The 9944-nt window shown below is 52.9% G+C and carries 11 protein-coding genes; 8 read left to right on the forward strand and 3 right to left on the reverse strand.

Annotated elements, in window-relative coordinates; all coding sequences use genetic code 11:
• The 6 genes from IGR76_09320 to IGR76_09345 form a co-directional block, all read left to right on the forward strand.
• Window positions 1-179: winged helix-turn-helix domain-containing protein (locus IGR76_09320; GenBank protein MBF2078703.1), on the forward strand; the 179-nt coding region annotated here is incomplete at its 5' end.
• A 93-nt stretch (window positions 180-272) separates the two neighbouring features.
• Window positions 273-1343 carry a phosphate acyltransferase PlsX gene (gene plsX, locus IGR76_09325; protein ID MBF2078704.1) on the forward strand — a complete coding sequence of 357 codons (1071 nt, stop codon included), beginning with the start codon at window positions 273-275 and terminating at the stop codon, window positions 1341-1343.
• Window positions 1344-1362: 19 nt separating this feature from the next.
• A complete protein-coding gene (locus IGR76_09330; GenBank protein MBF2078705.1) occupies window positions 1363-2352 on the forward strand; it encodes a beta-ketoacyl-ACP synthase 3 in 990 nt (329 codons plus the stop codon).
• A gap of 192 nt (window positions 2353-2544) precedes the next feature.
• Window positions 2545-3462, forward strand: coding sequence for an ACP S-malonyltransferase (fabD, locus tag IGR76_09335; GenBank protein MBF2078706.1), 918 nt, complete (start codon window positions 2545-2547; stop codon window positions 3460-3462).
• Between the two features lie 31 nt (window positions 3463-3493).
• On the forward strand, window positions 3494-4213 hold the full coding sequence (locus tag IGR76_09340; protein ID MBF2078707.1) for a precorrin-2 C(20)-methyltransferase: 720 nt from the start codon (window positions 3494-3496) through the stop codon (window positions 4211-4213).
• Window positions 4214-4420: 207 nt separating this feature from the next.
• The gene (locus IGR76_09345) at window positions 4421-5470 is read left to right on the forward strand and encodes an energy transducer TonB (protein MBF2078708.1); all 1050 of its coding nucleotides are present in this window, start codon (window positions 4421-4423) and stop codon (window positions 5468-5470) included.
• Window positions 5471-5475: 5 nt separating this feature from the next.
• Here the strand turns inward: IGR76_09345 and IGR76_09350 are convergent, their stop codons facing one another.
• Both IGR76_09350 and IGR76_09355 read right to left on the reverse strand, forming a co-directional pair.
• Window positions 5476-7545 carry an FAD-dependent oxidoreductase gene (locus IGR76_09350; protein ID MBF2078709.1) on the reverse strand — a complete coding sequence of 690 codons (2070 nt, stop codon included), beginning with the start codon at window positions 7543-7545 and terminating at the stop codon, window positions 5476-5478.
• 190 nt (window positions 7546-7735) lie between these two features.
• A complete protein-coding gene (locus IGR76_09355) occupies window positions 7736-8047 on the reverse strand; it encodes a hypothetical protein (protein ID MBF2078710.1) in 312 nt (103 codons plus the stop codon).
• 278 nt (window positions 8048-8325) lie between these two features.
• Between IGR76_09355 and IGR76_09360 the strand changes: the two genes are divergently transcribed.
• Both IGR76_09360 and rsmG read left to right on the forward strand, forming a co-directional pair.
• The gene (locus IGR76_09360) at window positions 8326-8994 is read left to right on the forward strand and encodes an ABC transporter ATP-binding protein (GenBank protein MBF2078711.1); all 669 of its coding nucleotides are present in this window, start codon (window positions 8326-8328) and stop codon (window positions 8992-8994) included.
• Between the two features lie 12 nt (window positions 8995-9006).
• A complete protein-coding gene (gene rsmG / locus IGR76_09365; protein ID MBF2078712.1) occupies window positions 9007-9744 on the forward strand; it encodes a 16S rRNA (guanine(527)-N(7))-methyltransferase RsmG in 738 nt (245 codons plus the stop codon).
• A gap of 117 nt (window positions 9745-9861) precedes the next feature.
• Here the strand turns inward: rsmG and IGR76_09370 are convergent.
• On the reverse strand, window positions 9862-9944 hold an 83-nt coding region (locus tag IGR76_09370; GenBank protein MBF2078713.1), incomplete at its 5' end, for a photosystem II protein D2.

Here is a 9944-nt window from a genome sequence, read left to right on the forward strand (position 1 = left end):
AAGAAGTCTGGGGATACACGCCGGAGCGTCACGTCGATACCCGCGTGGTGGATGTACACATCTCGCGCTTGCGAGCCAAGCTTGAAGATGATCCTAGTAACCCGGAACTGATTCTAACCGCTCGCGGAACGGGCTATCTATTCCAGCGCATTACTGACTCCACCGTCGAAATTGACTAGGATCCGAAGGTATCCGAATCTTTGCAACCACAAATCCATGTTTGAGTCAGTGCCATCTGATAGAATTTTCTAGGTTTCTACAAGCATTGATCAATGGGATCACCTCGGGCAAGGATAGCAATTGATGCGATGGGTGGGGATTTTGCCCCCACGGAAATTGTCGCGGGAGCATTGAGAGCACAAGAGGAGCTAGATATAGACGTGCTTCTTGTGGGCGATCCAGTGCTCATTGAACAGGAGATTCAGCGTCACCATTCCTCCGCAAATATTCAGATCATTCCGTCTGAAGGAACGATTGAAATGCACGAGGAAGCTCTGACGGGTCTTCGTAAAAAGCCAAAAGCATCCATCAATGTAGCGATGGAACTTGTGAAGAAGAAGCAGGCTGATGGCGTTGTTTCGGCGGGTCATTCTGGCGCAGCGATGGCCGCTGCACTGCTGCGTCTAGGACGATTGCCAGGGATTGAGCGACCAGCCATTGGTGCAGTATTTCCCACCCTCATTCCCAGTCGTTCCGTTCTGATTCTGGACGTCGGCGCAAACGTAGACTGTCGTCCAAAATTCTTGGAACAATTTGCGGTCATGGGCAGTATCTATTCCCAGTATGTGCTGGGCGTGACTGAGCCAAAGGTCGGATTGCTGAACATTGGCGAAGAATCAACCAAAGGCAATGACCTTGCGGTTCGCACGCATCAAATGTTGCAAGAAAATCCACGGGTTCATTTCGTCGGTAATGCCGAAGGGCGAGATGTGCTGTCGGGTGATTTTGATGTCATTGTCTGCGATGGCTTTGTGGGCAATGTATTGCTGAAATTTGCTGAAGCCGTTGGGGGTGTCCTGCTCCAAATTTTGAAGGAAGAGTTGCCGAAGGGCATTCGAGGAAAGTTGGGAACGGCCCTGTTAAAGCCAAATCTGCGCCGTATCGGTCAGCGAGTTGATCACGCTGAACATGGGGGTGGGTTGCTACTGGGCGTCAATGGTATTTGCATTATTAGCCACGGTAGCTCCCAAGCACCATCCGTTTTTAATGCGATCCGCCTTGCAAAAGAGGCGATTGACCATCAGGTTTTAGAGCGCATTCAGGTGCAATGTGAGGCAGACCGCGTAGCCGATCAGCAACGCTCGCTGTCCCACCAGGCAGATACGGCAGAGAGTGCAGAGTAAGACTTGAGTCCCTAGATTTATGACTGGAATTTCGATAACGGGCTGTGGTTCTGCGACGCCGGAGGTTGCCCTAGGTAATGATGGTATTAGTCGAATAGTAGAAACGTCGGATGAGTGGATTGCGACCCGCACGGGGATTCGTTCCCGGCGGTTAGCCAGCCAAACTAATGCGCTTGCGGCCTTAGCCACTCAGGCGGCTCGATCAGCATTAGAGATGGCGGATGTGGCTGCCGCAGATATTGACCTTATTATTCTGGCAACCTCGACTCCGGATGACTTATTTGGTACGGCGGGAGTGGTGCAAGTTGAGCTAGGTGCAGTCAAGGCCGCAGCGTTTGATCTCACAGCCGCCTGTTCAGGTTTTTTGTTCGGTTTAGTCACGGCAGCTCAGTTTATCCGTGCGGGTGCGTATCAGAACATTCTGGTGATTGGGGCAGATGTGTTGTCTCGCTGGACAGATTGGAGCGATCGCCGCACCTGCGTCCTTTTTGGAGACGGGGCTGGAGCCATTGTGGTGCAAGCGAACGAAACGGGCGATCGCCTTTTGGGCTTTGACCTACGCACAGACGGCACCCAAAATTCCTGCTTAACCCTTGGGTTTCAGGGTCAACCCCGTGACTTAACGGATGGCGTCACCATTCAGCAGGGCACATACCAACCCATTCAGATGAACGGTCAAGAGGTATACCGCTTTGCCGTGAAGAAAGTGCCAGAAATTATCGAGAAGGCCTTGTTCCGAGCGAATCTCAGTGCAGACCAAATTGATTGGCTCCTGCTCCATCAAGCGAATCAGCGTATTCTGGATGCCGCAGCACAACGGTTAGGGATTCCCCCTGAAAAGGTCATCAGCAACATGGCGAACTATGGCAACACCTCCGCCGCTTCCATCCCGCTTGCCTTGGATGAGTGGGTACGCCAAGGCAAAATCCAGCCGGGTCACATCATCGCATCATCGGGGTTTGGTGCTGGCTTAACGTGGGGCGCGGCGATCTTCCAGTGGGGACGTTAGCCCAACTTGACCTTCTCCTTTCAAGCATCAGGATTGGAATCCATCCAATGACCGAGGCCATGTATCAATCCAAGACTTGCTGAGGCCGGGTTGCAGGGGTTCAATCCTCTGTGGGGACTTCAGACCTCCCCCCTATCTCGACTGTCTTAACGGTTGCCCTATAAAACAATTTGAAATTGACGGTATTGAAGCATGACACACACAGCATGGGTCTTTCCAGGACAAGGTTCGCAGGCCATTGGCATGGGTGCGGATCTCTACGATTTGCCTGCCGCATCGGACAAATTTGCGATCGCCCAAGACATTTTAGGTTGGTCAGTTCCCGATGTTTGCCAGGATCCAGACGACAAAGTATCCAATACGCTCTACACCCAGCCCTGTTTGTACACCATTGAAAGTATTTTGGTCGATCTCATGCGCGATCGCGCCCCCGCGCCTCAGGTGGTTGCAGGCCATAGCCTTGGGGAGTATGTGGCTCTCTATGCAGCAGGGGTGTTTGATTTTGAATCGGGCTTGCGCTTGGTCAAGCGACGGGCAGAATTAATGAGCAACGCCTCCGATGGCATGATGGCAGCGGTAATTGGGTTTGATCGTGCCCAGTTGGAAGCGTTAATTAGTCAAACGCCTGATGTCGTACTAGCCAATGATAATAATGATGGTCAGGTTGTAATTTCCGGCACGCCAAAGGCAGTGGATACGGTTTTAGAAGCCATCAAGGCAAAGCGGAAGGTCAAGCTGAACGTCAGCGGTGCATTTCACTCGCCATTGATGGCTGGGGCGGCAATCGAGTTCCAGAGCGTTTTAGAAGCGATCGCCTTTCAAGATGCCCAGGTTCCCGTCCTGTCGAACGTTGATCCAACCCCTGCAACCGATGCCTCAACCCTGAAAGAACGTCTAAGCCAACAGATGACAGGGTCAGTGCGCTGGCGCGAAATCTCCCGACGTCTACCGGAAGAAGAAATCGACCACGTCATTGAAGTCGGCCCTGGCAAAGTGCTCACAGGACTGATCAAACGCACAGCCCCATCCCTAGCCTTAGAAAACGTTGGATCCTTGGCAGACATCGATACCCTTTGGCCGACGGTCCAACGCACTCCGGCAAACGATTAAGCTCCCATTCAACACCATCCCTCAAGTCCCCATGACTACGATTGGAACGCTCTACGGTATTGGTGTTGGCCCCGGTGACTCAGAACTCATCACCGTAAAAGGTTTCAAGCGACTCCAGCAAGCACCTGTAGTCGCCTTTCCGGCTGGGCTTCGCGGCAATCTAGGAATAGCCGAGCAGATTATTCAGCCCTGGTTACAACCCCATCAAATTCAGCTTTCCCTTGACTTTCCCTATGTCCAAGATGCAGCAGTGCTTACCCAAGCCTGGAATACTGCTGCGCAGGAGGTTTGGAAGCATTTAAGCCAGGGGAACGATGTCGCTTTTTGCTCAGAAGGGGACGTGAGTTTTTACAGCACGTTTACCTATTTAGCGCAGGCTGTGCAGCAAATTGATCTCAGCGCTAAAATCGAAATCGTGCCCGGAGTTTGCTCTCCCATGGCAGCGGCGGCGGCAGTAGGGATTCCCCTTACGATTCAGTCGCAGCGGCTCACCATTCTCCCCGCACTGTATACGGTTGCAGATTTGGAAACTGCCCTCAACACCTCAGACGTTGTGGTTTTAATGAAGGTAAGCTCGGTGTACGCTCAGGTGTGGTCTATCCTGGAACAGCACGATTTACTCTCCCATAGCTACGTGATTGAGCGAGCCACTTGGTCGAATCAGGTTTGTTATGCCGATTTGAGCGATCGCCCTAATCTGTCTCTCTCCTATTTCTCGCTGATGATTATCCAAATTCCGGGTTCTCGTTAGTCCAGCCTGGGAAAGGGGGCAAACGGCTATCGACCCGAATCTAAGCGTTGAGACTGGAACGATCACCTGATACCCTGAGTCCATACATAAATAGTGCGATCGCTGTTTGTGCCAATACAGCATCACGTTTTACCTATGTCAAAACTGCCCCTACCTGCCATTCCTCCCTCACTACGTGGTACCCTAAGCCAGCCTGCATCAATTGCAATGGCAGCTTCTGTAGGCATCCACGGGCTTTTGTTTGTGCTGCTGCCCATGCTGCCCAGTAACTCGTTTGAACCCAGCGACAACGAGCAGCGCACCGTTGATTTAGTAGAGTTAACACCGGATGAGTTAAGCCGTTTACCCGATTTATCAACGCCAGAAACACCTGATTTCCCCAAGATTCCGGACGTTCAAGCGAACGATCCATCCCGGAACGATTTATTCCGGTCGCCCAGCACTCTGAGTCGAATCCCTCAACTTTCAATTCCCTTCAGCCAACCCTTTTTCCTTCCCCCTTATCCCCCTCCGATCGCAATTCAGCCCTCCGTTCCTCGCAGCATTACGCCATCGGCTCCTCCCACGGCTACACCACCATCCAGCCCCTCTCCGTCACCCACACAAACCCCTCAGCCGCAACAACCCACCCCAAATCTGGGTGAAACGCGCGATTTACCAGAGTTGGCGACCATCGACCCAACCGTGCCGCTAGAGGGAGAATCCATACGTCCTGTCCGTCCTGAAGAGTCTCCAGCCCAACCGTCAGAAACCTTGATGGCAGAGCAAGCCCAACTTCGGGAGTTGTTTACCTTTAATGAGGAAGGCACAACTAATGAGGAGGCAAATATCGCCTACGGAACCTGGTTTCTTGAAGAACTTGGTCAGCAGAGTGGCGAACCGCTGAAAATTCCAATCAAGGCCAGCTACACCATGACCGCCTGCCGCATCCTCGGACGGATTCAGGATGATCCCAAACGTTTAAATGCTATCTATGGCGTTGTCGTAGATCCCGATGGCAGCTTGAAAGGCAACCCTCAACTGGTTCGGAGTTCTGGGTTTAAGTATTTTAATCAACAAGCCTTGGAGGCGATCGCCCAATACGATTTCTCGGCTCCAATCCCTGAAACGGGTGAAGACGACTCACCGGAAGCTACAACTGAAACCGTAGTCACGGCGGAGGGCGATCGCATCTACCTCGTTGATGTGCAGTTTGACTATAGCGAGGAGATTTGCCCGGCTCCCTCCATCCCTGCCGAGGAAGCCCCAACGGGATAGCTAACCTAGCCCCACACGCGCCAATCCTCCCAATCCAGGTTGAAGATTGATGTATTGGGGAAATGGGTTGGGTTGCCAAGTCCTTTTAACCGCCGCTGGAGTTCGCTCAGCTTTGGTTCTGGATAGGGCAGATCATCCACCAACTCGTAGGGCAGAAGGTCATTATCTAAGGCAAAGTCCACCGTAGTTCCTGCTGCGGCCCCCACTGACCACTCAAAGGAATGTACCCGGTATGCGGCGGCAGCGATATGGCTGGTAGCAATACTTTTTCCGGCAATCAAGAAATTATCAATATCTTGCGGAATCATCGCCCGCAGAGGAATTTGGGCGGGGTAGGCTTGACCGTGGGCTTGGCGAGAATCGGGATACTCGATGTTACCGGGGGCTTCCGGCGGCGCAAAGGTCATGCAGGGGTGAAAATCAATGGCATACTGGGCGATGCCTACTGAATCAGGATAGATTGTCGATCGCGTCCGTTTTGGGATCTGGTCTGTTGGAATATTATTGCGAATGGCAGCGGTGGTTTCCAATCCCGCGAGGGCAATCCAGAGGGCGCGATAGGTAGAATCTGATAGATTTTCTTTGTAAAACGGCTCCCGATAGTCGATCTTCGAAATATCGATTTCATTGACGCTGAAACCGTCGGGATAGGCGTAGGAAGGGCGACCAATGATGCGGCGAGCTTCGCGCATGTAGGGGTACTTGGACAGTCCGTGTGCCGTACCCATTGGCGAATCAAATCCCGACAGGAACCGCTGATTCGGGTGAGGTTGCTTCACTCCATCACCAAGCTGAGAATCGGTTGTGCCCTCGACCAGCCAGTAGTAGAACCCCAGCGCATTCTCTTCACCCCGTCGGAGGGTTTCGACCCGTAGTCCTCCGAGCCACCCATCGGGGTCGAGTTGCCCGGATTGCTGCAGTTGGTCACGGGTATAAATGAGGTTGTCTTCCGCCGTACCGGGACGGTAATCGTTGCCCCATGTCCAGTTCTGCATTGAAATATCGCCTGCTTGCGGCGTAACAATGCCAAAGCGGGGATCTATCGGGCGATCGCCCGTTTCCGGTGCCCAAATCCGTCGGTAGGTAAAGACCAGATCAAAGTTGGCTTTGTCTAGTGTTTCGTAGCTGTAGTAGGGTTCGTAGATGGGATAGAACCCCGGCATCACCTGGGGTTGGGGATTTTCGATCTGCTCCATCGCAAAGGTGTAGGTGAAGCCCTGGGTGCAGTAGGGATCGCCCGTTTCGCTGGCGGAGGAAGGATTCACGACCGATCGCGGATCGAGGCCTAAGCGGTACGGCACATCGGCTAAGGCAATTAGTTCCCCGGTTTCAGTCGCGTCAATCACGTACCAGTCTGCCGGGGCATCGGTTTCACGCTCCGGAGGTACAAACTGAATGATAGTTTTGGTGAAGCGCTCGGAATCGTCGTAGCGGTAGGCATCTTCGAGCGTGGCGGATAGGGGTTCGGTGTTGAGCGGTGGCGCGTTGGGGGCTGGCGTGTGCTGAATGGCGATCGCCCCTTCAATCTGCCGACCATCCTCCCGCAGATCTAGAGACTTGATCACCGTGGAGGGAAACCGTTTCAGGGTGCCATCCCCGGCATCCTCGGCCTCTGCGAGCATTTCGACCAAGATTTCATGGGCATCGGCAGGAATAAAGCAGGACGCACTCACCCAGCAGTCTCCTGGATTGAGGCGATCGTAGTGTTCCGCAATGCGCGATCGCAGTTCGTTATAGCCAGCAGGGTAAAACAGGAGCGATCGCTGGCGACTGGCCTCATCTAGGGCAGACGTGCCTTGGGAGGAAATTTGCCCACCCAACCAGTCCGTAATATCGGTCATGCAAACGGTGCGACCTGCCCGCAACGCTTCGTAGGCAGTGGCGACTCCGGCCAGTCCTCCCCCGGCAATCAACAGTTCACACTCGACGGTTTCATCGGGAACGACGGCGGAATGGGAGGATTCTGGACTAGGAGATTGGGCGATCGCGCCGATGGTCAGTAGGGGCGTAATCGGCAGGCTCAATCCCAGCGTGAGTGCGGTAACTGAGCGAATGAAGGTAGCAGATGGGTACATGGGACAGCAATCAGGACAGCAATCAACAGGTTACAAGGTTTTGATATCCGATCTAATGAATCAAGGGTTGATCTGATGTAGGTAAGGGCTATGTTTAGGGTTCATCTGGGAGAAAAGACGAAGTCTAGACGTCAAAGATATTGAGTTGAGCGCTGCCCAACCCACGATCGCCCATTCAACCTTATTAAACTTAGACGTTATCATCCGGGAGTTCCGGGGGGTCGGGTGGGGGAGTATCAATCAGTGCTGTCTTCGAAGCTTTCAGCTTTTTCCATAAATCTTTGATCTGATCATAGGCATCATGAGTCGAGAGCTTGCCATTCGTTTCGAGCGCACAAATGAACTCAACACGCCGCGCAAATTCCTGTAAGTTCGCATTAAACGCTAGATTTTGAGGCGTGAATTCGCCAAAATACTTTGATCTAGGAAAGAGAAACTGTTCTTTGGCCTGTTGGTTGCGATCGCCCGATTCATGTTCAGACTGTCCTGATGAAGATGCCACAGCTAGAGTCCTCAGCCTTATAAAACCATAGTGCCTATTTTATGTGCCCCTGGCGCTCTAGGATGCGTTAGAGCACACATTTGGTGCTGCATCTACCTCCAGATAGACCTTAAAACCGTCTAGAGTCAGTCTAGAGGCGATCGCAACATTCTGATTGATCTACCAGAGTACGAAGCCAAAGTCCTGGTTTGGTAGGCAGGATTTGCCCCACGCAGTAGGATGGAATGGGATTTGTGGAATACGAGTCCTGTTCCATCTTTTTAGTAGCTCCGGCCTGAATGTTATACATCGAAAACCTGACCTATCACCCTGCAGCGGCACCCACACCGATCCTCAAGTCCATCAACTTGGAGCTTGGCCCCCAAGAAATGGGATTGGTGGTCGGCCCTAGTGGATCGGGGAAAAGTACGCTGTTAGAAATTTTGTCGGGTCTTGTATCTCAAACCTCTGGCTCAATCCGATGGCGATCGCAGGAACTCGCACCGGATCAGCGTCAGGAGTTAGGCGGCCTAGTATTTCAGTTTCCGGAACGACATTTCTGCGGCAATACGATTTTGACCGAGCTACGGCTGGGTCATCCCGAACTGAAACAGGAAAAGATTGAGTCTACCCTGAAAGCGGTCGGGTTAGATCACCTCTCGCTGCAAACGAATCCGCAAGCCCTCAGCGGTGGTCAGCAGCGTCGTCTTGCCTTGGCGGTACAGCTCATTCGTCAGCCCTTTTTGCTGATGTTGGATGAACCCACCGCCGGACTCGACTGGTCGATGCGGCAGCAGTTAGTCAATTTATTAAAAGCATTGAAAAAAGATTGGTCGCTGCTAGTGGTCACCCATGAACCAGGCGAACTGTTGGCGATCGCCGATCGGTGCTGGACGATTACCCAAGGGGAACTCACCCCCACCGATCCGCAGCAGCTTGCAGCAAAATCCTGTTCTTCGGCAGCGTAGGACGACGACATCATGAACGCTTCTACCCCAACGCTTCCCCTCTTTCTAGACCTCTGCGCCGAAACCCTGAACTGGCAACCGAGCGATCGCCAACAGCAGCAGTTTCAGGATCTCTACACCGGAATTTTGGAAGGCAATTGTCAGTTCAACCTCACCCGGATTACTGACCCAGATGAGTTCTGGGAAAAGCATATCTGGGATTCCCTACGCGGTATTGCGCCTTGGCTAGCATCTCCCGAACAGCCCTACCGTGTGATTGACATTGGTACGGGTGGCGGCTTTCCGGGTCTGCCTGTGGCGATCGCCCGCCCCGATTGGTCAATTACCCTGCTGGACTCCACTCGCAAAAAGATTGCCTTTCTGAAAACCCTGAGTGAACAACTCGATCTGACGCAGATTAGCACTCTTGCGGAACGTGCCGAAGCAGCGGGACTTTTTCGGCTCCATCGCGATCGCTACGATCTTGCCTTGATTCGTGCCGTAGGCCCGGTGACGGTCTGCGCTGAGTATGCCGTTCCGTTCGTAAAACCGGGGGGACAAGCGGTTCTCTACCGGGGACAGTGGACGGATGAAGAGGCCAGCCATCTCGAAAAAGCCGTTGAGCAACTGGGAGGGGCGATCGCCAAAGTCGATGCATTTACCACTCCCCTAAGCCACGGTATCCGCCACTGCGTCTACATCGAGAAAGTAGCGCTCACCCCTGCAGACTTTCCGCGAGATGTCGGCATTCCCGCCAAGCATCCCCTATAGCGTTTCAAATTTCCTAAATCATCCATAAAAAACAGAGCCTCTAAATAAAGTAGAGACTCTGTAAGCCTTTTTCTAATCAGAATTGAACAGCTAGAAACTGTCCCAATCCACAAGAAATTATAGTGCGTTACCGCGAGGCAGTACTTCCTCAGGGAATACAAACTTCTCGTGGGGCTGGTCTTGGGGAGCCATCCATGCCC

This window comes from Synechococcales cyanobacterium T60_A2020_003, from assembly GCA_015272205.1.
GTDB lineage: Bacteria > Cyanobacteriota > Cyanobacteriia > RECH01 > RECH01 > JACYMB01.